We start from the raw sequence: 22,809 nt of genomic DNA on the forward strand, positions 1-22,809 counted from the left end.
AAGTGTGAAACACCCTACCGTTGATTACAAGGGGGGATTTGTGTCACTTCCGTTGAACATAAGGGGGCTTTTGTGTCAATTTACAAGAAATCATGATCCATAAAATAACCCATGCAATCCTATTTCCAGGACTGCATGGGCTTACCCGTGCAAAATAGCTGATTAAAAACGTTATTTTTCCACCGCTGCTTTCAGAATATCGATCTTCTGTTCCTTGGACATATCCCATGTGGTTGAAATGCTGTATTCAAAGCCGCCTTCATGCCAAAAAACGTATTTTGGATAGATATGCGCCGGGAAGTCATCCTCAAAGAACCCTTTCTTCATACTTCCCTCTGAGTCCAACGTAAATTTTGAAATGGCCAGCGTGTCTTTCCCATTCGTATATTCTAGACGAATGGTTGCCGCCTCTTTCCAGTCTATCTTTTTCGCGTAGATGGGTTTTCCGCTCTCCTTGCCTTCGGCCCTTACTTCATCAAGGAACTTTCCTTCGGTTGGACCTTCAATTCTCGCTTTGGAAAACTTATATCCCTCCGGCAAGTTGGCAGGCTGCTTCAGAATGGATCCCTTAAGGGTTGAAGCTTTATTCAAGTAGTCCTCGTATGTAGTGAATTCATGTATCCCTCCCCAATAGCTAATATCAAATCCGCTATTTAATTTTGGGTACTTATGATACAGGACATACATATCACCCGACTCTTGGGTCAACTTCTTCACTCTCTGGATCTCTTGTTCGATAAACTTTTTTTCCTCAGCAGATATAGGCTTGGCTGCTTCGGCTGTTTTTTTAACAGCGGCTGCTTGGGATTTCTCGTAGGATTGCGCCTTCGCCACGAGGCTTACGGAAGAACCCATTAATAAAATGCTGCTTAGTGTCGCGATTGCTACTTTCGTTGCTGCTTTCATTTGGTAATGCTCCTCTCCTATAATTTAATTTTTATTTTTAAAAACTACAGTTGTAGTTGTAAATCAATACTACAACTGTAGTTTAATAATGTCAATACGGTTTGTGCAGAAATTTTTTAGTTTCGTTGAATACAAAAAAAGCCGCTAATATAGCGACTTATTATGGGACCATGTTCTTGTCCCTCAACCAGTTAGTTATGCGTAATTAAATTGATTAAATCCCTATCTCATTCTTGCCACCGGACTACCGGAATTTATCAAGAGTTCAATTAGGATGCGACTTTTTCATTCTTTCGATCTTCTTAATGTGGTTTGATATAAGCATTAAAGAATATTCGATAAACTTTGGATCGTTGCTTAATAATGACGGATATTTTTTTCCATATGAAGTTTAATGATATTAATTTCTTCCCTAGATGGAATTACCGGCGCTCTAGGTATTGGCAATGCTTCTAACTTTTCTCCTAATAACCTTACATGTCTAAACATTCGCCTATTCATATACTCGAAATCAATTCTCATTTCAGGTGACAGCAATGCTACGCTAACATCATATACTCCCTTAGAGTTAAAGGAAATCCTCTCAAAATATATATGGATTAACTTGTACTGCTTCCGTTTTTTTGACTGATAGACTATTTGGACTTCCAAAACACTCTTTACTGAGAGTAATTCCCCCGTTAAATTCCCTCTTTTTTCATTATTACTTCAACTTATCCGCCTGTTACCTCGATGAAAAATTGCCAACGATTTCTGTGGCCAGCTGCCGTCTTGTCTTTATTCAACTAACGTGTTCCGTTAGCTGAATATCTTATCGCCTTTGAACCGCTATTACCCCCAATACTTTCCCTTCAATATTGTCTATCGATATTGGCCCAAAGAATCTGCTATCATTACTGCGAAACCAATCATCACCTACAATATAAACGCTGTCTCAGGGATCTCAATTTCCTTCATAGTTAATTCTTCAAAATAATTCACTATATTTTCGATGTTTTTTCGGATGTGATCTTTTAAATCAATATTCTCTAAAGATTGTTTCAGACTATCAATATCACTACCTAGTCGATGTGCTCTTCCATAAAAGGTATCAAGCAATTTCCCATTAATATAGATTTGTCCTTTTTCAATTTTTACTTTTTCTCCAGGAAGCCCGAATTGTTTTTTATGAAAAGTTGGATAGTATCGTTTTATTCCTAGGTACTGTACTCAATAAAAAGTCTTCTTTTGGTGCTTCCTTTAAGAGGTTTTCTCCGCGTATTCTTAGTTCCTCATGTTGATTCCGTACGCGTTTAACATGCTCTTCATCACCTTTAACCTGGTTTTCTATATTTTGATATTCCTCGAGACTCTTATATTCCCAAATCGCAAAGACTTCAATAACACCTTCGATTTCTTCCGTCATCCACCGACCAACTAAACTTGCCCCATATTTGAGTTGTGTAGGTAAAAGATATTCATTAAATAAATGATTAAATTCATCTATTCTTTTTGAATCAATTTTGTATGACTTTCTTCGATATATCATTTCTTTATCTTCCCCTTTGCTCGAAATGTAACAAAATATTTATTCTGCATTGAACTATATATCCCTGTTAAAACAATCCTGGGACTTACAACATTGTTAAGCTAAACTGCCCGTTAGCTTAATGAAATTGCATGGGAAAATAGTTAGATACTCATCTAATCGGGAATCGGCTCATGTTCTTGTCCTTTTCGGCAATAGTACAATGTTCTTCTCACTCTCTACCGGAAAGACAGGCCGTAAGTACGGCCCTGTAAGTGCTTCAACACTTCCCGAAATCACTCTTCACGATATATCACACGGCTTGCAGCAGTGACTATGATTGAATTAGCCAATCTGTCTCTAACGCATTCCAGTTTGGCGTAGGCACATCCGACCTTGCCCTCCATTCGGCAAAGTCCTCATTCAAGGCTGTGAGCTCAACTGCTGTCCCATCAATCAACCCGCTAACCGGAAGCATGAAGAAAATCTTCAACGCCCAGCGGATTAAGTTTGGATAGCCGGTAATCCAAGACGCCTGCTTCGCAGGGGTTAACGGGTACCCCAATGATTCAAGTACACGGAAGCCCTCTCCCATCGCCGCCACTAACTGACGCATTCGCCTGTCGTCACGGACAACCTGTTTCATCTGGAAGCTATGGAACAGAATGACCATGTTCATGGGCACGACCAGCACCATGTGGTTTTTCAGCCAGGCATCGATCTGATCATGGTAACTGAGCTTGTACTTGGTTGGCATGAATGCTTGCTCCAGCAGGGAGCGAAACGGAACGGGACCGTCCAGACCCCCGATGACCATCTCCCCATGGCCGCCACGAATGCAAATGACTCGTCCGTCGGTACGTGTACCTGCGGTAGCTTGGAATCCAAAAGCGACCTGTTTAGGCGACTGTCCATGTTTACTCAAATGGTCCTGCATGGCGTAGGTATTCATATTGTTGCCGACCAATACGATATGACGGCTAACGTTTTCTGCGAGGATCGGTAGCACAGCCCCGAAATCCGAATATTTCATCATGACGAAGATCAAGTCATACGCGTCACCTGACTCTAGTCTACGAATTACACGAACCCGATCAACAGTTGTCTTGCGCTGAAGGTAATGCCGAATGACCAGTCCCTCCTTTTCCAGTTCCTCCGCTCGCTTTCCTCTTGCCAACACAGTCACGTCATGACCGCCCTTTACTAGGACATGTGCCAGATAGCTTCCCTGCACACCTGCACCGTACACAAGTATATTCAATATTATCCCTCCTTTTATAATTAACAGTTGTTGAATATATAACACCTGTGTATTACAATCAAGATATCATTGGAACGGATGCAGGTGCAATGGCTAATTGCTTTCGTTTCTGTTGAGAAATGAACAACGAATGCTGGATGTGTTCAGGAAAGAGAGGAAAACCATGGATCGGCGCATCGTGCGATCAAGACAAATGATTATGCAAGCGTTCATTGGGCTGTTGGGAGAGCAGGAATTTGAGAGGGTCACCATTCAAGGTATTGCGGATCGGGCCAATGTCAACCGCGGAACGATCTATTTGCATTTTACAGACAAATATGACCTGCTGGAACAGAGCGTGGAAACGTATCTGATGATGCTTGCTGACAGTTGTGTGCCGGAGGATGGGCCAACCAATGAACTGTCCCGGGACCTGCTGATTCGTGCGTTCACGTATCTGAAAGAGCATGCAGAAATCTATGGCGTTTTGATTACCAATAAAGGTATTCCGACATTCAGACACCGTATGACACAGATGATTGAAGCGAATATCACCTTGGTGGTGAACCAAATGAAGCTAGAAACCGGTATCCACAAGGATGTATTGGCGCAATTCTTGTCCGTTTCCATTACGGGGTTGATTGAGTGGTGGGTCGTCCAATCTATGCCATATACGCCAGAAGAGATGGTTGAACAGATGGCTAGAATTTTGGAAGCAAGGCTGCAGCTATGGTAAACGAATTAAATTTGAAGTGTGATACCTGCATAAAAGTTTTGAAATTAATTTAATATTTACATTTTCAAACGGGTTTACAGCCAGTTGAAATACTTCCGAGGACTGAAGTTTTTTTGATCCTAATCCAGTCTAGTTTATCACTCAAAAGAGCCCCACCTTTCCCAGGTAGATATTTATCAAATCGGCAATAGTACCATGTTCTTGTCCATTTTCGGCAATGGGACCCAGTTCTTGTCCTGAGCCAAGGTCAAGAACTGGGTCCCTTAAAACAGAAAACCCGCGCAGGACGCGGGTTCTTATGGGATTATGTTCTTGTCCACCGACAATTTATTATAGGTTCCTCAACTTAATCTTCAAAAAGTTCTTCTAATAATGAATCAATCTCTTTCTTTCTCTTGGCTGTATCCTCTCAAACATAAGAAAACACAAAAGAAGCCGCCAAATTAGCGACTTCCAATGGAACGATGTTCGTGTCCTTCGACAACTCGGTTCAGCAAATTCCAAAATTGTTCAACCATGACGGATGGCGGATACGGCATCGAACGGATAATCCACCATTCCAATACACCCACTGATGCTGAAATTAAAAATTGTACTGTAATGTCCCTGTTCCTGTCCTGATCGAGATTGATTGAATCCAGATGTTCAATCAGACTTTTTCTGAACATGGTCTCCATTTGGTTTCGAAATACCATGCTTCCCTTGCTCTTCAGCATAATCGAGTAGAAAGAAGCATGCTGCTCCAAATATTCAAAAGTGTGAAGTAGTGCGGTTTTGGAAGGAAGCTGAACCAGGTCATCTCCAGACATACAATGTCGAAGCAACTGGTTAATCTCAGCTGCTATGCATTGCTCGCGCAGATCGTACTTGTCATCGAAATGCAGATACACCGTTCCTCGATTGACATTCGCTTCTGCCGCAATTTGATTAATCGTTATGCTCTCGAATTCCTTTTCTGACATTAGCCTCATATTCAAAATGGTCTCCGTCCCAATACCGCATGGTCTCGTACATGCGGCGCCCGTACAGGATACCCGTCAGACCGCGGACGTCTTCGATGAAATGACGGAATAGCACGGGGTCGGGCTGAAATGCCATATGGTCGACGAACCCGTCCAGAGACTGGTTCAACGCAAAAACAATCTTTGCCATGCGACTGACTCTCCTCCCTGGTTTTCTTGCACATTCATCATCAGGATTACACGTTCCATATGCAGCCTCCTCTATGTACATTTTATCATCCAACAGCATGCCCGGTTTCTCATGGATTGCTAATGTGCACAGCCCGACCGAATACAACTTTAGCTTAACGAAGCTTAGTCAGTCTACAACATTATTTTCCGAGTTTATCAAGACCTAGATTTAGGAAAGTCAGATATAATAAAGGGTTCCACATATTATACATGACTAATATGTGGAACCCTTTATGCTTAACTATCGTACTCCGTTAGAATTCCTGTGGAACGAATATTTTAAGTCACATTGTTACTCATGTTATGCTTTCAGTCATTTTTACTCCTCCTTAAATGCTGATACCTTCATTGTATTGAATTCATCAACTCATAGTAATATTTAGAATCACTAGTCTTATTAAGGCTATACCAGGCGTCTAATGTTTTTGGAGAAAACACATCCAAAGCTTTCAAGATGTGTGCAGAAAATTCCAACGGAGCTATTCCAGATGCTGTGATCAGTTTTCCATCAGTTACAGCAGACTCCATTTTGTAATACTTTTCTCCTGTATAAGTGGGACAGATCATTTTAAGGTATTCCAGATCATTGCTTGTATGCCCACGTGAATTCAGCAATCCTGTCTGGGCAAGTCCCATTGTAGCACCACAAATCGCTGCAACCCATATACCTTCCCTTAAACACCTCTCAGCGATTTTTAAGAGGGGGTGGTGAATGGTTTCTGTCCATGTATCTCCACCGGGTAAAATCAATAGATCTGATCTTTCAATGCTGCACTCTTCCAATTTGATGTCAGGCAGTATTTTCAATCCGCCCATTGTAGTTACTGGAGTCTTATCAATTCCCACGGTAACTATTTTTGATGGGGCCAGCCCCTTTTTATAATATCTTCCCGAGTTCAGTTCGGCAGTTAAGTAGCCTATTTCCCAGTCTGCCATTGTGTCAAACACATAAAGATATACCGTATTATTCATTGCAAGTTCTCCTTATTTTACAATTCATCAAGTGATACCAACCATCCATCGGTAATCAATGATTATCATCATTATAAAATGACTTCACTGACATCCGCTGTCAGTGAAGCTATTAAAGTTGATAATATTCCATTAACTCCGACACAACACCAACAAGTTTTTCCTTCAAACTCTGTGGTTCGATTACTTGAATGGATTTCCCGTAGGATAAGAGAAAATAAGGAACATAGGTATGAATTGTTTTTTCTTCAAGTAAAAAGATTGCTTGATTTGATGTACGCTCTTTCAGATGATGCCCCAAAAACCAATGCAGGCATAAGTCATCCAACGCCTCTGACCTACCTTCGATAATTAAAGCAATTAACCCGTCCTTGCCGACTAAATCAGGTAATAGATTTCGCAAAAAAAATTCCCGAGCCAAAAAAGCTTCGGAACGCTTAAATATGTTTTGAGTACGCTTGATTTGTAAAATCCGTCCTACCCGAAAGCTGCGGATCCCATTTCTCAGGTGGCAAAATGCAACAATATACCATTTATTGTTCCAGTAAACCATTCCATAGGGATCTATCACCCTAGTCTTGGGTTGATCATCACGACGTGTGCGATAATCAATTTCTACAGAGAATTCGTTTGCTACAGCTTGCTCCAATTCCGCCAATACTGGCTGAATAGAAGGGTCTCCCATACGGTTTATAACTTCAAATCCGGCTAAATGACGGCTGAGAACACTTTCCTGTTCCTGATTCGAATACATTTTCAATTTGGATGTCGCATTACCTAATGCCTCACTCAAAGGGTATCCGGCTTCTTTTGCAAAAACAGCAGCATGAAGAAGTGCTTTTTTTTCTTCAATATCAAATAGCAGAGGTGCTCTGATAAAATTATTCAGCAAGCTATACCCGCCATTATGACCAGTGTCGGATATTATAGGCACTCCACTGGCACCTAGCGCATCAATATACCGATAGACTGTCCTTATATTTATTTCTAACTTTTCGGATATTTGTTTTGCGGTCATTTTAACGCCCGAATTCAACATCCATAGGATTGCCAGCATATTATCGTTTTTTGGCATCACATATACCTCATCTTTTATTAGGATCGCTCTAAATTATTAGCTTTGCGAATCGCCTGCATCCCTTTATTCATCAATCTTTCTGCCTTAAAGAATTCCCCTTTTCCTCTTTACCTAAGAGCTGATCAAATCTTGAGTAATAAATGGTGTTCTGTTCTTGCATGTTTCCTTATGTCCAACTGATCGACTCCACCGCAGCCTCCAGATCCTCAGCACCAGGAGTCGTATAGATCATCGTCATTTCGATATTCGGCGTTCCGTTTGATGTGCACAAAAGTTAAACAAACGAGGAACGTTAGTTCAATCAAACAGCGGCAGTCTAGGGGACTTTATTTTTCAGTCCAAGGCTACCGCTGTTCTGTATCTTTTAACCCAACTTACATACATATGTACAAAATCCTGTAAGTGTGTGTAACAATGGAGGAACGAAAGTCAGTTTCCGGTATTTCCGAAAATGCTTCTTTAATAAAGCCGCATAATCAGCGGCTTCTAATGTTACTATGTTTTTGTCACCCGACATTTGTGTTCACAAGTTATCCTTTTGGTTGTTGCGTTAATCTGCCCGTTACTTCAGCAAACGAAAAAGGAGCTGCCGTCGAGCAAGTTTCCGTTAGTGTAAAACAACTTCATTTCCTTACCATTAAAGAATGACCTAGAAACCAGCTATATAATTCCGGATTATCGTATGTTTCTGTCCAGGAGTTGTGATTCGACTTAGGATAAATTGTGAAAGAGACATTTCCACCGTTTTCGCGAAGTGCGTCTACCATTTTTTTTGATTCAGCAATAGGAACTATATCATCCTTCGCGCCATGGAATGCCCAGGTGGGTGTTCCTATTAGTTCATGTATCCGGTTGGGGTTACCTCCACCACATATTGGAGCGATAGCCGCGAATCTTCCTGGATATTCTGCTGCTAAGTGCCACGTCCCATAACCACCCATGCTTAGCCCCGTCAAGTATAACCGATCTGGATCTACGTTGTAGTTTGCAATGATCTCATCTACTAATGCCATCAATCCGTCTTGTTCAGCATTCCAAAAAGAATCCTCCGGGCATTGAGGGGAAATCGTAATGAATGGAAAAGAAGGATCGCGTTCTACTATCATAGGAATTCCATGTGCTTTTACCAACTCCAGATCATCTCCACGTTCACCTGCCCCGTGAAGAAATAAGATTAAAGGCCACTTAATTGACGATTCTTTTTCATAATGATCTGGCAAATGTAAGAGATATTTCATCCGCACTCTTTTTGTTATTTCTTTATCCAAATTATTTACGGTTTGACTCATTGTATCTCCCTCACTTTAGTGATATCTCCCATAAGGGTAAAAATAGAATTTCCCATATTCCCCGAAATTCCTTCAGTTTCGGAACTTTTTAGTTCGACCATTTCTTTCCTTTGCTTAGTATAGCTACCATCAGGATATCTGATAGCGAGTCGCGGGTTCTGTTCCAAAACTCGTATGATCCTCCCGATCATCTTATCACTCCATTCGTGAATGCTATATAAATATTCCACGGCAGCTGATCAATCTGACCAGCTGCCTTCTCATCTTTATTCAACTAACGTCCCCCATTAGCGTAATATGATTAATCTTCGGACCTACCATACAAACATTTTAGAATCGAATCTGCACATTCTTCTGAAGAATTTATGTGTGTGTTGACAGTATAGTCGTACTCTATATCTTTAGCCATAATTTTGTGTTGCCAGTCTGATTGATCTTCAGTTCTATCTCCACGTTCAATATTTCTTTGACGACAAATTTCCAAAGGACAAAACACTTCAACAATATAAAAGGGGTACCCAGCAAATATGTTCTTAACTTTTTCATAATGGGGTTTTAACTCAGGTCTTTCTACCAAGATGCCATCGATAAGCACATTTTTACGATGATCAGAAAATAGTTTGGCGGTATGATACATCATAAATAATTGCATCACTTAAATATTTCCAATAATCTTCTCGAAGATAGTTATCGCCAATTGTATTTTCAAAAAGATCGTTTGCAACCACATAAAAAAACTCATCCGATTTTAACTGAATAGCGTCTACTATAGATGTTTTTCCTGAACTTGTTACTCCGTTCAAGAATACGATTTTCCCTTTGCTCATCTCTAATTCCCCTATTCGTTCAACTTAAATACAGTTTAACAGTTTCAACATATAAACAGGATTGAGAAAACAGTTATAATTGAACTATGCTGCCCATTAGAGTTAAAACAGCTGCCAACCGGCAAACTGCTCCATCTGTTCTCCACAAAGGTTTCCCCTTAGCTTAGCGACCAACAGACTACAACTTCATTCGATATACCCCAGCCTCATCGAGAAAATCTTTTCTGGTCAATCCTTTTTCTCCAAGCAATGGCGCCCTTTAGTTTTTTTACCGTCGCTTCTCGCAACCCACCGACACTGCTTATTTCTATTGGTCCGGGCGTAGGAGAACGGGAAGGTACAGTCAAGGATACGCTGACCAATATTCGCGAGATCGGTGAGTATGTCATCAATATGGTCTCCGAACCTTTGGGCGAGGCGATGCATCGTTCATCCGCCAATGTCGGGCCGCAGAAGAATGAGTTTGAACTTGCAGGAGTCACGCCAAAGCCTTGTAAGAGCGTCGATGTGCCGGCGGTGCTTGAAGCGCCAATCGCTTTCGAGCTTAAGCTAGATCGAATTATTCCTGTGGGCGGGGATAATCTGGTACTTGGAATCGTGGAACGTGTGCAGCTGGACTCCGCCGCCTATGCAGGAAATTATAAAACAGCAATGGACAACTGGAAGCCGTTGGCAAACTTAGCCGATGACTTTGCCAGATTGACGTCTGCATTTCCGCTCGGACCAGGCAAGCGTTAAAAAAATGAAAATTATCAAGGAAAGAAGCAGCGATGAACTAGGACGAAAAAAAGTCCAAGACATTCGGCGAAATGATTGAACTATCCTGCCCGTTAGTTTAATCAAAGGGCGTCTACCGCCGTCGATGAAATCATATCGGGAATGTAATAATGTTCTTGTCATCAGTCGGGAATGTTATCAAGTTCTTGTCATTGTGTTTTGACAAGAACTTGATAACATAAATATAAACAGCCGCATAATCAGCGGCTTCTAATGTTACTATGTTTTTGTCACCCGACAGTATCGTTATTATTATGGATTGTTATTGTGTCAAATTATAACAGAACTAAAATGGAAATGACAGATTGGATGAAGAACTGTTAGCCGTCTGCTCACGCAAGTATCCTCTGCTATCTAGCCTCGCCTCGCCAGTAGCAGAATAAGCCCGTTGCCCCCTATGGTCCGGTGGCTGCAAACAGGCTTTTTGACTCCGCTTATATCGTGATATGTCTTCGTTCAATGCCAACCACTGCACCGCCAACCCGAACCTGGTTGATTTCACCGCTCTCGCTCAGACGCAATCCTACCTTGATTTCAGAAGGACAATCCATCGAATACCCTTGCCTGAACTTGACGTGCTCCACTTCCCGCAAAGATCGTTGACCATGTTGGTACAAATAGCTGAGCAGGGCACCGTTGGATGTTCCTGTCGCGCTCTCCTCGGGAATATCGTACAGCGGGGCAAAATTCCGACATTCCGCAACAGCATCGTCTGGAGTATCCATCGTGAACAGATGATATCCAACCACATCATATTTTTCGCTGATGGCGGTTATGGCGTCAAAATTTGGCTGAACTTCATTCAAGAGCTTCCTGCTGCGGATCGGGATCAAAATGTCCCGCAGCCCCGTCGAAACAATCTGGATGGGCAACCCGGTTTCCAGATCCTCGGCATCCATCCCCAAAGATGAGGCGATTTCCTCACAGGATATCCTTTCAAGAAATTGTGGTAAAGCCTGTGACAAATATACAAGACCCTCGGAGCTAATATCGACATCCAAAATCCCTGCCTTGGTTTCTATCGTATAGGAGGTCCCTTCCTTTGCCAAACCCAGCGCATGCATTAGTCCAAATGCAGCAATCGTGGCGTGTCCGCACAGATCAACTTCGCTGGCGGGGGTGAAATAGCGGATTTTGTAATCCGCAAGCAAGGATTTTTCCATAAAAGCCGACTCCGAAAAGCCCAATTCCTTCGCTATGAGCTGCATTTCGGCAGCATCCAGCGAAAGCCCATCCTCTAAGACAACGCCTGCTGGATTACCGCCACGCTCCCCTTTCGCAAACGCATTTAACGTATACACTTCCACATTCATGTTCCGTTCGTCCTCTCCTTATCTTCGAAAAACCGATGTGCGCAACCGCTCGTCCCACTCGCTGCCATGAAACGGATGTCAGGGCTCCCCCGCAATTTGGAATCGTTCCGTATCCGTAACATACGAATGTTAATGTTTATTATAGTCAATCTCTCCCGCTCCGTACGGCATTGCATCATGTACACTACAGACGGGCTCTCCCTGCCCATCAGTCTCCATATACACCGTACCGTAACAATTGCAAGCAACACAGGTCTGGATGACAAAAAGATCCACCTTCCAGGAAAGCCCGGCCAATGCCAGATGCTGCGCATCAAGGTCGATCAGCATGGGTCAAGGGTCCATTACACCACGGACAGCTATGCCGGCAGTCAACATTTGCACAGGCTCGCCGTTTTCCGAACAGACCGGACTCTCTTGCTCTTTGAATCGGAACCCGTCTCGATAGCATCCCGTACCCGCCGGAGAATCTGTTGGTACAGCAAATTAGGCCATTAATAAAGAAAAATAAGACGACTATATTTAGAACTACGCTGCCCGTTAGCGTAATGCTCCTTCGAAAGACTGAGATCCAGCTACTACAAATAAAGCAATCTTCTTGGCGACTTCCTCTTTATTCGTGGTGACGCTACCTGTGGCCCATTGCAAGGCACCTTCATGAATGATTTGTGCAAAAATAGGCACAAACATGTTCTTTTCGTTATCGGTATACATTTGTTCCAAACTTTTCGACAAAAAAGCCTTCAATTCATTTAGTATTTTTTCTTGCATTTGAGGTAAGACCAAGCCACCATAGCTGCTGCGACATTCAATGTTCGGTTGTTGATAGAAATCAGATACCGCTAAAACGAGTTGATGTATGCTGTCCTGATCGAATTTCACAATGCCTGAAGTATGGTTTTCGATAGAGGCTGAGGCTGAATCTCCCATAATATAATCCATTAAATCGTATTTATCATTAAAGTGTGCGTAGAATGTAGCCCGATTAACTTGTGCTCCCTTTGTTATATCCGCAATTGTAATTTTTTCAAAATCCTTCTTAGAAACCAAATTGTAATAAGCATTAATCAATGATTGTTTCGTTTGTGTCATTCGTATATTCCTTGCTTTTGTGGCCATTTCCTTCACCTCTAACCCAACAATTTATTATTCTTGTGGCTATAGCAACATTCGCACAGGGTTGTTGATTGTTGCATTAAACCTTTGGCTGTATAGTTTTCATTAAAGCAACATATGTTTCTTTTAATATATCATAGATAAGGAGCTACGATGATTATCGCTCGTCAAGACCTTTTGGTTTTTATAGGGAATTATACAACCATATTTGACACAATTTTTAATTGCACATCGTCTCACCCTTCGTTCAGTGCTATTGCTGGGATCATGACGAGCTGCTTCCTATGATCCACTCTATTCTATCCTTAGTTCAAGAAGCAACGGCAGCCGATTGTCTGGTCGACTGCCGTTATTTCTTTATGGGGTATCATTTCCTGATAATTCAATAAACCTTAATTCATTAGGTTAAGCCAATTGATCATTAATCAATATCATGAGTAAAATCGATTGTGCGTTATCCCTGCCTTGCCTACATATCCCCCTTTTGCATATTGCCCCGCTTTTGCAGTGATTTCATTTTGAGGTTTACAAGTGCAATACCTATGATAATTAGAATAAGTCCCACCACCATCTTGGTCGTAATCATTTCTCCCAAAAAGAGAACGCTGATCACGATCGCAATGAGCGGGACCAGAAAATTAAACGATCCGATTTTGCCGGCTTCGCCCGATCTGACAAGCAGAAAGAAAACGAGCCAAGTCAAGGCCGTACAGAAGATTGCAATAACCGATAACGTCGAGATAAACGTCTGGTTCCAAGCGATATCCGTCCAGTTTTCAACGGTAGTACCCGCTATCAACAATACAATTCCACCAAAAATCATCTGAAGGGTAGTCAACCAGATCGCATCGACTTTAGCAGATGTTTTCTTCATATAAATCGTACCGAATGTCCAAGTAATCGTGCTGGCTAAACCAAGCAAGATACCAACGGTCGAGATATTTCCAGAGCCATCGTTTATGCTGATAACAGCGACTCCTATAAAGCCTAGAATCAAGCCGACTATTTTGAAACCGTTCATGGATTCACCTAACCACAACCAAGCTCCGATTCCGAGAAGAACGGGCTGCATGAACACGATCGTCGAAAATAAACCGGCAGGCATCATATTCAGTCCGAAGGTTTGAAAACCGAAAAAGAGAATGATATTCAGCAAACCGGAGATCATGTAAATGTGCCAAGTATGCTTCAAATTAAGATATCTATAACGCGGTAAAGCGAAAAGAAGCAAAATCAGACCTCCAATCGTGATCCTTAAGCCGGCGAAAAGCAATGGGGGTGCAAATTCGAGTGCATATTTGGACAACGGCCAGTTCACACCCCACATTGCGACTAAAAAGGTTAACAGGATAACAGTAAGTGTTCGTGAAAGTTGCATTTATCTTCAGCGCTCCTTTGTGTAATGGTGATTACCATGGTACAATAGATCAACATATAAATAAAATGCATGTTTTTTATAAAGGAGATAACATAATTGTTATGACACATTCGCAATTGATGTTGTTTGTGAAAATAGTCGAGACTGGTAGCTTTACCAAAGCCGGCGAGCAATTAAATATGACACAACCTGCCGTCAGCCGCGCCATCTCAACGCTTGAATCGGAATTGGGAGTCACTCTCATGATACGTGAACGAAAAAGCGGAGTTATTCTCACCGATATCGGCCTGCGCTTGCTTGCCATATTCAGAGAGATTTTGCATGGATACAATAAAGTAGAGCAGGAAGTAACCGCTGAAAAAGGGTTTGAAGTTGGCACCGTTCGTGTCGGAGTATTCCCGATTGTGTCCGCGCACTTCTTGCCGAAAATATTGCGGATCATTGGGGAGAACCATCCGGGGCTGACATTTGAACTGTTTGAAGGGACCATCGAAGAGATTAAAAAATGGCTAGATTCCAGAATAATCGATGTCGGTTGGATTATACCTCCGAGCAACGAACTTGAAACGATTCCGTTCTTTCGAGATGAACTATGCCTGGTCCATAGGGAGGATCATCCCTTGCAAAGCCGCCAAACCATTCATATTACGGATCTGGACAATGAACCTATGATTGTGTGCAAAGGTGGGTTTGTAACACCCATTTTTGAGCTATTTAAGCAATTTGGAACCACTTTGTACGCCAAATATAACGGCCACAACATAAACACGGCGTTGAGCATGATTCAAGAAGGGCTGGGAATTTCGATCGTATCGAAAACTTCTTTGTCGCTATCGACACTGCCACCTAATGTCCGCATCCGGACAATTAATCCGCAACCTTTTAGAGACATTCACTTGGCAGTTCCTTCATTAAAGGAGGCTTCACACGGGGCGAAACTGTTCCTTCAGACTGCACGAGAGCTTTATTTATCCGGGGATCGGATCCACTAATGTGCAATTTTCGCGCATGACAGAAGACTCTCAAGGCATCGTAGTACCCCAAATAATTAAAGAATAGTATTTTTAAAATCCTCAACAATAGTTTTCTTTTTGTACTTGTTCGATTTCGAATATCAATGCTAATGACATTGCATGGATACATAGTTAGATGCTTATCTAATCGGTAATCGGCTCATGTTCTTGTTCTTTACGGCAATCGGTACAAGTTCTTGTCCCCCGACAAATATGTATCTCGTGCTAGCGACTTTCTTTGGGATCATCTACTTGTCCCTCGACACTTCTTGTGTCCAATAAATAAAGCAGCGACAGAACAAGACTTGATAAATAAAGTCTCAGACTGCCGCTGTTGTTGTTCTATTATCGTTTCCCGTTAGTTTAGTCAAGGATGCTACGAAAAATCTATATATTTCGGTTTTCATATTAAGATTAATGCCCAATTGAAGGATTTAATGAAAATAAATTAAAAACTACCATCATATTTTAACAAAAAAATTTACTGAACATGTGTTTCCGATTTGAAATCATTTTGACTTAAAAATTTCATTAAATCATTACTCAGCTGCACAATCTCATTGTTAGCATTATTCGCATAATCCGGCAACATCATATCCCTAACCATTTTAGTTCGTAGCCATGTCATAAAGAAAAGATCCAAAAATAAGTTTGGAAATTTAAGCACCATTTTAAGCATTGGTGGATCAATTGAAACGCCAGCTTTTTGTATTGCCCTTAGATACGCTTTTAAAGTGACTGTTATTTTGCGTGCCGTCTTTCTGGTTCTGGCTGTTTTTTTGTCAATTATCTTATTCTCAGAATGCAAAACGCTCATCATGGCAATGTCTGATACGGAATGTGTGATTAGATACGCTTGCATATCCTTTTTAATAACGTAGGGAAGCTTTGCTGTTTTAAATAATTTTGCGAGGTTTTCTATGCGTTCTGTCACTACACCATTAATTTCTCCAAATGCAGTTGCCACTATAATCTTTGGTAGAAATCGAGCATGCAATACTCCATCTTTAATCTGTCCACCGAAGCCGGGAAAAGCTGGTAAAAGTCTATCCCCTACGATATCCAGCCACGAAGAAAATCCAATTGAATTACTAGTCATCGTAACTATATTTTTGCTTTGATTATCTTTTAGCGCTAACAACGCTGATTCGGACCGATCATAACGAACGGTAACGAAAATAAAATCGTATACATCGTCATTTTCGAGCGTATCAATGACATTCACTTGTATCGATCTAACTGTACCTTTTTCTTTATATTGCAGGCCATTTTCTCTTAATGATTTAAATCTATTAGAATGTGCAAACAGGCTAACGTCAAACCCTGCTTCAATAAGCTTAATTGCGTACATGCTCCCGATGACACCTGCACCAAAAATTAAAATTCTATCTTGTTTTGCTGACATTAAAACCACCCCTACTTATTAACATTTCCTTTTGATTATCAGACAACATGTTGTATGATGTGATTGTAAATCTTTATTATTCCTTGATCAACCATCAGTTTTTTATTATTTGTCGGATGATATTCTTATTCGCTAGTAGGAGGGAATCATGAAAAAGCAACCCCAAATAACGGAGAAAACAAGACAAAAGTTTGTAGAAGTTTTTTGTGAGTTATATAGCCAAAAGCCGATTGAGAAAATTTCGGTTCAGGAAATTGCGAATAAGTCAGGATATAACCGCAGCACCTTTTATCAATACTTTACTGACATTTACGAATTGTTAGACTCCGTTGAAAATGACTTATTAAATGACATGAAAAAAGAATTGGCGAATAAAGAGCTACCGATGCATACGGTTCAAGATACGCTCTATTGTCTGGACAAAAGAGAACATCTCCTGGTTCTTAATGCCATTTTGGGTGATTATGGAAGTGCCCGTTTTTTAAAACGCTTAAAAAAAGAAATCACTTTAGATCAATTAGAATTAAACGTTCCGCAAAACCATTCCTTAACGCCATACTTAATTGAGTTTTACCTGACAACTTCCCTTTCTTTATTTCGTCTTTGGCTCCAGCGTCAAAAGGATTTATCGTCAGAAGAATTTTTCAAGTTAGTGGAGAACCTATATTCAAGAGGGATTACGCCCTATTTTAAAGAATGAGTCTGTCATTCAAACCAAATCCATATGTTGTATAACAATAAGATAGCATTGAAGACGCATATGTTCGTGAACCTGTTGATAAAACAAAATAGCATAACCAGGAAGAAGTGTTGCTGATAGCTTGACAATTCGTCAATATGAAAAAACTCCCCTCACAGTAACAGGATTTATTATTTCACCTGTCTACCGTATGGGGAGAATACAACTTTTAGGAATAAGGTCTTAATGTTGTAATAACATTTGGCTAACTGTGACAGAAGAAGTTATCACTATTGTTAAGCTAGATACACTTGTATTAGGCTTTACTGTGAAGGGTAACTAGGTAACCGTCTGGGTCGGCAAATGTAAAAGTTCGTCCGAATGGTCCATCTATTGGTGAGGATGTAATCTTTACGCCTGCTGCAATAAGCTTGTCGTGGATTTCTTGTGTATTAGGGGCAAGAAGCCACAGAGCGACACCAAGTCCAGGCTGAGTACCTGAACCGAGTTCTGTTTCAGGCAACAGGTCACGAAGAGCAAATGCAATAGGCTTTGTTTCAAAGACTACAGCATGAGGTGGCCCTGCCTGTGATCGAACCAGTCCAAGATAGTTTTGATAGAATTCTGCAGAGCTTTCAAGATTACTCACTTGAAGTGAAATGAAGTCGGGTCCAATTGCTGACATAATGTTAATGTCCTCCTTTGTTATATGGGGTTGTTATGTTATTAGTTGTAATACTGACATCAATCACAGATAGATTTGGATACTTCTCCAGGGATCTTTTCAAGGAAACCGCCAATACAATGCACATGTCAATGGAAGCTCTTTGTGACCATACGGCATAACTATAACGCACTATTCGTGTCTAGAGCTTTTGTTTCAAAAGCCAGAGCTCTCTACTCATAACTCGCTCGTAGGTTATTTGCCATCGCCTCGAAATAAGCATCGGCGATCCATTCGTTTCATTATAGAGTCATGTAAATAACCTCACTCTCACTTTGGATGTCTTGATTATACAAGCCCCCTACTGCCAACAGTATGTCAGTAGTCCCATAGATGAGTTAGAAGATAAAATTAAGTTTCTGGTGAGAAAGATGGAGGTGTTATTTTGTTTACGAGTCCCTCCATTTACTTTCTGCCTATTAGCTTAATGAATTAACGGCCGTTAATTCATTAAATAGATATCTAATCGGTAATCAGCCTATGTTCTTGTCCATTCCGGCAATCGGTACAAGTTCTTGTCCTTGGCTCGGGACACGAACTTGTGCCGATAAAATAAAAAAGCCGCTAATAGCGACTTTCAAAGGGACCATGTTCTTGTCCACCGACATACTTCTACTCAGGCCATCCTTTTCAGGATGGCCCCTTCTGTCTTGAAACTTAATCTCTGCCGGTCAACAGTCGTCTTCCTAACTGCAGTTGGGCTTCAAGTTCGATCCTGTTTTTGCAATCTTCGCAGCAATGCATTCCTTTGAAATTTCGTTTCACACGGTCGTAAGCTTGAGTCCCCTCAATGACATAAAACTCTCTTCTGCAACTATTACAGGTGGAACGAAAACGAAAAACTCCATCGATTTGTTCTTGCATTGAATCCCCTCCCGTCAATCAAGTCAAAGCCCAGTACTATTGACGTGATAACTGCGACGCGATATAACTGAATAAAATCTAAATAACACACTGTATTAATTATTTTAATGCAGTGTGCTAAATAAAACAAGGGGGCGTTTACCGTTGCCGAAAGTCGTGGACCACGAACAAAAGAGAAAACTAATCGCCGAATCAGCATGGAATATCATTGAAGAAAAAGGGGTTGAACATGCGTCAATCCGTGCCGTTGCAGCTGCAGCAGGGTTGTCACCCGGCGCATTGCGGCATTATTTTTCAACACAGGACGAACTGTTGCTATTTATCGTAGACTATTATTTGACAAGAGGAGTTGCCAGAGCAGAAGAGCGCTTGGAAATAAGCCCTATTCCGATGAAGGCTGCGAGGGAAATTCTGTTACAACTGCTTCCTTTGGATGCGGAAAAACGAACTGCCGTCGGCGTCTGGTGGATCTTCGCCATCCGATCCCTCACGAGTTTGGCATTACAAGCTAAAAAAGACGAGCTCACGGACGGACTCCACTACCTGACTAAAGCTGTCCTTGAAATTCTAGCTAAGGCGAAGCTTCTCCCCTCTTCGGTGGACATTCAACTCGAAACATTAAGATTGGCCTCGATTGTCGAAGGCTTGACGATACTCGCATTGCTCCGCCCGGAGCTATACACACCGGAGACCGTTGAGCAGATCGTCACCCGCCATCTTCAGGAGCTATGCTCGTAAGCTACGGATGGATGAGCACATAGACGATTCCCGAAAAAAACTTGCCGTTACTTATGGTACGATACTCCGTGTTTTGATCTTCAATTAATCTGCCCGTTAGCCTAATGAAATTGCATGGAAACATAGTTAGATATTTATCTAATCGGTAATCGGCTCATGTTTTGTCCTTTTCGGCAATAGGTACAAGTTCTTGTCCTAGACTGGGGACAAGAACTTGTACCGATAAAACAAAAAAACGCTAAATTAGCGACTTTCTTTGGGATCATCTTCTTGTCCCTCGACATTTATTTATGGATTTCACAATTGCGTGTTTGCCACGATCGATTCCTGTCATGATCGTACTCTTGAATGAATATAACCCCGTCATAAAAACATGACGGGGTTTTTAGACTTTTAATTTTGAAACGTGACAATCCGACGTATTGGTTGAATTTTCTTGTTCGTGATCAATCGTTTAAATCATCGCGGTCAGTAATATGTATAACAAAAGCATACGAGGTATATCCTGTCTCCCAGTTTGAATTAACTAAGATGGTATAAACCCCCAGTTCCGTTGGCAGCTGTACTCGCTGATTAACCGCCATCATTTCAACATACTGCTCTGTGCCGTTGCCCGAATCAAAGACGTTGAATATCTTCAATCCGTCAGGCTCCAATCCAGCCGGATAAGTTATGACAATATTTGAGCCAGGCTTCACGCTAACCGGCGGATACCCGGCTTCAGACACCCATTGCTCTACCGGATCGTTCACTTCCAGGCATCCATTCCAGCAAGAGCTTCCCTGCAGCAGCGGTATCTCCTGCATCCATACGGTACCATCCTTGTACTCGTTCTCATAAGCAATGGACGGAACGGGTGCCTCTATTTGTTCATCGAATGCTAAGCTTTGCTGCTTGATCGAGATTAATTCCTTGTTCTCATCATAATAAACTTCGGAATGCATTTCTTCCCCTACAAGGCGAAGCGGGACGTAGATGTTTCCGTTGTAGTTAATTACAGGAAGCCTGACGGTTTTACCGTTAATCTCAAATTTCCCGGATGACAGGAAGTCAATCGAGGAGCTTGCGCCGTAAGCGGCCAAACCGATAACAGCTAACAAACCGAACCATATCCATACCCATACATATTTCCGCAAATCGCCCTCTATGCCCCCTTCCATAGTCGGTCATACCATTTTTTATTCAGGTATTTGCATGCCTCGCGGCAGTCGTACTTCAAAAGCTGTACGAATCAAGCTGCTGTCGGCCGTGATCGTTCCATGATGCTGCATCACGATATTTTTCGAGATAAATAAGCCAAGGCCTGTGCTGCCCTCCCGATGAATCCGGGATTTATCGCCGGTATAAAACATGTCGAATAGATGCGGCAGTTCGTTCGGATGGATGCGGTCGCCAAAGTTGATCACCTGAACTACCGCTACTTCTGCTTCAATGAAAGCATGAATATCTACAAACTGACCGTCGTTGCCGTAACGAATCGCATTGGTCAGCAAATTTTCAAACACGCGTGCCAGCAAGTCTCCATCACCCGAAATGATCAGATGCGGAGTAACAAACAATCGGGCTTTCAGTTTGTTCTTCTCAAAAACCGGAAGTAATTCTTCGCTTAACTGCGTCAGCAGCTCGCTTAAATCGATGGGTCGTTTTTCGACTGGCAGCATACCGTAATTCATTCTCGTGATTTCGAACAATTCGTCGATCAGCTTCTCCAGGCGCTTCGACTTCGCGAAAGCAATGCCTGTATAATGCCGAACCTGTTCTTTGGTCAATAACTCGTCCCTGAGAATGAAATCCAGATAACCGATAACGGAAGTGAGCGGCGTACGCAAATCATGGGCCAAATTCAGTATCAGCTGATCTTTGCTGCTCTCGGCAAAATCTCCTCTCGCCACCGCTTGCTTGAGCATCTCCCCGGTCAGATTGATATCCGCCGCGATATCCCCGAATTCGTCCCGGGACGCAATCGAAACCCGCTTGTCAAAATCGCCGTTGGCGAGATGCCGAATCCCCGCAGAAATTTCATTAAAATAAGCCACATAAGGCTTCGTAAGCAGCAAGAAAAAAAAGACCGCCAACGGGATAAAAAATATCAGAAAAAAATTAATGTCCCCGACCGTTCTTATGAACAAGCGGACATATGCCAGCGGATCCTCGAATTTAACCTGAGTTCGGTAATAATATTGCAGAATTTTGTATAGTGCGAACATGATGATGCCGGATAAGAGCATGCTTAAGCCAAAGAGCACAATCATTTTGGAGCGGAAGCTTCGTAGCAAATTAGCCATTGAACGTATAGCCTACCCCCCAAACCGTTTTGATCAGCTTGTTTTTGTTCGTATCTTCATGCAGTTTTTTCCGCAATGTCCGAATATGCACCATAACCGTATTGCTTGTTTCAAAGTAGGCCTCGCCCCATACGTGCTGGAATATATTTTCCGTACTAAACACCTTTTTTGGGTAACTGGCCAGTAAATGCAAAATGTCAAATTCTTTGGGCGTCAGCTCGATCGTTTCGCCGTACAGGGTCACAATCCGCTGATCGGGGTAAATGACCACCCCTCCCGCTTCCAGCGCGGGTTTGCCGGAAATCATCGGTTGACTCATTTGCTTATAACGGCGAAGGTGGGCATTCACGCGCGCGATCAGCTCCATCGGGTTGAAGGGCTTGGTCATATAATCGTCTGCGCCTCTCACCAGCCCAGCAATTTTATCAAGATCGGACGTTTTGGCGCTCAAAAAAATGATCGGCATGTGATTCCGTTCCCGAATTTGCCGGATGACTTCATAACCATCCAGCTTGGGCATCATAATATCCAGTATCGCCAGATCGATGGAATGCGCTTGAGCTGCTTGTACCGCCTCCTGCCCGTCCGCCGCTTTAAGGACATCATAGCCTTCTTTTTTTAAGTGCAGCTCAATCAGGTCCGCAATTTCTGCCTCATCGTCCGCAATGAGAATTGTAATCCGCTTCATGGTATCCATCCTCTTCGTTCACTTTGCAACATTATTGAAACTTGAGACACAAGCAGGAGGTTCAGTAATTCAATCCAACAG

At 42.0% G+C, this 22,809-nt stretch carries 25 protein-coding genes and 1 pseudogene; 5 read left to right on the forward strand and 21 right to left on the reverse strand.

What is annotated here, in order from left to right:
- Positions 1 to 171: 171 nt before the first annotated feature.
- The 5 genes from CRG97_RS15820 to CRG97_RS15830 form a co-directional block, all read right to left on the reverse strand.
- A complete protein-coding gene (locus tag CRG97_RS15820; RefSeq protein WP_098744692.1) occupies positions 172 to 906 on the reverse strand; it encodes a hypothetical protein in 735 nt (244 codons plus the stop codon).
- Between the two features lie 811 nt (positions 907 to 1,717).
- On the reverse strand, positions 1,718 to 1,828 hold the full coding sequence (locus tag CRG97_RS34210; RefSeq protein WP_397330380.1) for a S26 family signal peptidase: 111 nt from the start codon (positions 1,826 to 1,828) through the stop codon (positions 1,718 to 1,720).
- Complete coding sequence (locus tag CRG97_RS34215; RefSeq protein WP_397330379.1) at positions 1,822 to 2,100, reverse strand: S26 family signal peptidase; 279 nt, start codon at positions 2,098 to 2,100, stop codon at positions 1,822 to 1,824. The genes CRG97_RS34210 and CRG97_RS34215 overlap by 7 nt, the downstream gene beginning before the upstream one ends.
- Positions 2,072 to 2,434, reverse strand: coding sequence for an NIPSNAP family protein (locus CRG97_RS15825; RefSeq protein WP_098744694.1), 363 nt, complete (start codon positions 2,432 to 2,434; stop codon positions 2,072 to 2,074). The genes CRG97_RS34215 and CRG97_RS15825 overlap by 29 nt, the downstream gene beginning before the upstream one ends.
- A gap of 313 nt (positions 2,435 to 2,747) precedes the next feature.
- Positions 2,748 to 3,674, reverse strand: a complete 927-nt coding sequence (locus CRG97_RS15830; RefSeq protein WP_098744697.1) for a ketopantoate reductase family protein — start codon at positions 3,672 to 3,674, stop codon at positions 2,748 to 2,750.
- Between the two features lie 163 nt (positions 3,675 to 3,837).
- Between CRG97_RS15830 and CRG97_RS15835 the strand changes: the two genes are divergently transcribed.
- Positions 3,838 to 4,389, forward strand: a complete 552-nt coding sequence (locus tag CRG97_RS15835; RefSeq protein ID WP_202618935.1) for a TetR/AcrR family transcriptional regulator — start codon at positions 3,838 to 3,840, stop codon at positions 4,387 to 4,389.
- A 443-nt stretch (positions 4,390 to 4,832) separates the two neighbouring features.
- Here the strand turns inward: CRG97_RS15835 and CRG97_RS15840 are convergent, their stop codons facing one another.
- The 6 genes and pseudogenes from CRG97_RS15840 to CRG97_RS15870 all read right to left on the reverse strand — a co-directional run bounded on the left by CRG97_RS15840 (position 4,833) and on the right by CRG97_RS15870 (position 9,748).
- The gene (locus tag CRG97_RS15840; protein ID WP_098744703.1) at positions 4,833 to 5,360 is read right to left on the reverse strand and encodes a TetR/AcrR family transcriptional regulator; all 528 of its coding nucleotides are present in this window, start codon (positions 5,358 to 5,360) and stop codon (positions 4,833 to 4,835) included.
- Positions 5,317 to 5,541: a dihydrofolate reductase family protein gene (locus CRG97_RS15845; RefSeq protein WP_237566422.1), complete on the reverse strand. Its 225-nt coding sequence runs from the start codon at positions 5,539 to 5,541 to the stop codon at positions 5,317 to 5,319. Before CRG97_RS15845 ends, CRG97_RS15840 begins: the two co-directional genes overlap by 44 nt.
- Positions 5,542 to 5,927: 386 nt before the next feature.
- The gene (locus CRG97_RS15850) at positions 5,928 to 6,554 is read right to left on the reverse strand and encodes a type 1 glutamine amidotransferase family protein (protein WP_098744705.1); all 627 of its coding nucleotides are present in this window, start codon (positions 6,552 to 6,554) and stop codon (positions 5,928 to 5,930) included.
- Between the two features lie 112 nt (positions 6,555 to 6,666).
- Complete coding sequence (locus tag CRG97_RS15855) at positions 6,667 to 7,629, reverse strand: helix-turn-helix transcriptional regulator (RefSeq protein WP_098744708.1); 963 nt, start codon at positions 7,627 to 7,629, stop codon at positions 6,667 to 6,669.
- 626 nt (positions 7,630 to 8,255) lie between these two features.
- A complete protein-coding gene (locus CRG97_RS15860; protein WP_098744711.1) occupies positions 8,256 to 8,921 on the reverse strand; it encodes a carboxylesterase family protein in 666 nt (221 codons plus the stop codon).
- A 301-nt stretch (positions 8,922 to 9,222) separates the two neighbouring features.
- Positions 9,223 to 9,748: pseudogene (locus CRG97_RS15870) on the reverse strand (phosphotransferase-like protein).
- 249 nt (positions 9,749 to 9,997) lie between these two features.
- On the opposite strand from CRG97_RS15870, the gene CRG97_RS15875 reads away from it, so the two are divergent.
- Complete coding sequence (locus CRG97_RS15875) at positions 9,998 to 10,486, forward strand: flavin reductase family protein (protein WP_098744716.1); 489 nt, start codon at positions 9,998 to 10,000, stop codon at positions 10,484 to 10,486.
- Between the two features lie 473 nt (positions 10,487 to 10,959).
- On the opposite strand, the gene CRG97_RS15880 is transcribed toward CRG97_RS15875, so the two are convergent.
- From CRG97_RS15880 to CRG97_RS15895, 4 genes are all read right to left on the reverse strand, one after another.
- On the reverse strand, positions 10,960 to 11,838 hold the full coding sequence (locus CRG97_RS15880) for a PhzF family phenazine biosynthesis protein (RefSeq protein ID WP_098744719.1): 879 nt from the start codon (positions 11,836 to 11,838) through the stop codon (positions 10,960 to 10,962).
- A gap of 129 nt (positions 11,839 to 11,967) precedes the next feature.
- On the reverse strand, positions 11,968 to 12,168 hold the full coding sequence (locus CRG97_RS15885; protein WP_098744722.1) for a hypothetical protein: 201 nt from the start codon (positions 12,166 to 12,168) through the stop codon (positions 11,968 to 11,970).
- 210 nt (positions 12,169 to 12,378) lie between these two features.
- Positions 12,379 to 12,930 (reverse strand): TetR/AcrR family transcriptional regulator, encoded by a 552-nt coding sequence (locus CRG97_RS15890; RefSeq protein WP_237566423.1) that lies wholly within the window; start codon positions 12,928 to 12,930, stop codon positions 12,379 to 12,381.
- Positions 12,931 to 13,423: 493 nt separating this feature from the next.
- A complete protein-coding gene (locus CRG97_RS15895; RefSeq protein ID WP_098744726.1) occupies positions 13,424 to 14,332 on the reverse strand; it encodes a DMT family transporter in 909 nt (302 codons plus the stop codon).
- A 101-nt stretch (positions 14,333 to 14,433) separates the two neighbouring features.
- Here CRG97_RS15895 and CRG97_RS15900 point away from each other — a divergent pair, with 101 nt between their 5' ends.
- Positions 14,434 to 15,324, forward strand: coding sequence for a LysR family transcriptional regulator (locus tag CRG97_RS15900; RefSeq protein ID WP_098744729.1), 891 nt, complete (start codon positions 14,434 to 14,436; stop codon positions 15,322 to 15,324).
- A gap of 502 nt (positions 15,325 to 15,826) precedes the next feature.
- On the opposite strand, the gene CRG97_RS15905 is transcribed toward CRG97_RS15900, so the two are convergent.
- Positions 15,827 to 16,750 carry a ketopantoate reductase family protein gene (locus CRG97_RS15905; protein WP_098744732.1) on the reverse strand — a complete coding sequence of 308 codons (924 nt, stop codon included), beginning with the start codon at positions 16,748 to 16,750 and terminating at the stop codon, positions 15,827 to 15,829.
- 148 nt (positions 16,751 to 16,898) lie between these two features.
- On the opposite strand from CRG97_RS15905, the gene CRG97_RS15910 reads away from it, so the two are divergent.
- Complete coding sequence (locus CRG97_RS15910; RefSeq protein WP_098744735.1) at positions 16,899 to 17,450, forward strand: TetR/AcrR family transcriptional regulator; 552 nt, start codon at positions 16,899 to 16,901, stop codon at positions 17,448 to 17,450.
- Positions 17,451 to 17,745: 295 nt separating this feature from the next.
- Here CRG97_RS15910 and CRG97_RS15915 read toward each other — a convergent pair whose 3' ends face one another.
- Positions 17,746 to 18,114, reverse strand: coding sequence for a VOC family protein (locus tag CRG97_RS15915; protein WP_098744738.1), 369 nt, complete (start codon positions 18,112 to 18,114; stop codon positions 17,746 to 17,748).
- Between the two features lie 696 nt (positions 18,115 to 18,810).
- A complete protein-coding gene (locus CRG97_RS15920; RefSeq protein ID WP_098744740.1) occupies positions 18,811 to 19,017 on the reverse strand; it encodes a hypothetical protein in 207 nt (68 codons plus the stop codon).
- 144 nt (positions 19,018 to 19,161) lie between these two features.
- Between CRG97_RS15920 and CRG97_RS15925 the strand changes: the two genes are divergently transcribed.
- Positions 19,162 to 19,755: a TetR/AcrR family transcriptional regulator gene (locus tag CRG97_RS15925; RefSeq protein WP_098744743.1), complete on the forward strand. Its 594-nt coding sequence runs from the start codon at positions 19,162 to 19,164 to the stop codon at positions 19,753 to 19,755.
- Positions 19,756 to 20,201: 446 nt separating this feature from the next.
- On the opposite strand, the gene CRG97_RS15930 is transcribed toward CRG97_RS15925, so the two are convergent.
- From CRG97_RS15930 to CRG97_RS15940, 3 genes are read right to left on the reverse strand one after another with little or no spacing between them, the layout of a single operon-like run.
- A complete protein-coding gene (locus CRG97_RS15930; RefSeq protein WP_237566424.1) occupies positions 20,202 to 20,891 on the reverse strand; it encodes a copper amine oxidase N-terminal domain-containing protein in 690 nt (229 codons plus the stop codon).
- A 42-nt stretch (positions 20,892 to 20,933) separates the two neighbouring features.
- Positions 20,934 to 22,040, reverse strand: a complete 1,107-nt coding sequence (locus CRG97_RS15935; RefSeq protein WP_098744749.1) for a sensor histidine kinase — start codon at positions 22,038 to 22,040, stop codon at positions 20,934 to 20,936.
- Entirely contained in the window at positions 22,033 to 22,728 is a 696-nt protein-coding gene (locus CRG97_RS15940; RefSeq protein WP_098744752.1) for a response regulator transcription factor, read from the reverse strand. Before CRG97_RS15940 ends, CRG97_RS15935 begins: the two co-directional genes overlap by 8 nt.
- Positions 22,729 to 22,809: the final 81 nt, after the last annotated feature.

Origin of the sequence: Paenibacillus sp. EZ-K15 (assembly GCF_002573715.1) — a bacterium.
Lineage (GTDB): Bacteria > Bacillota > Bacilli > Paenibacillales > Paenibacillaceae > Paenibacillus_AQ.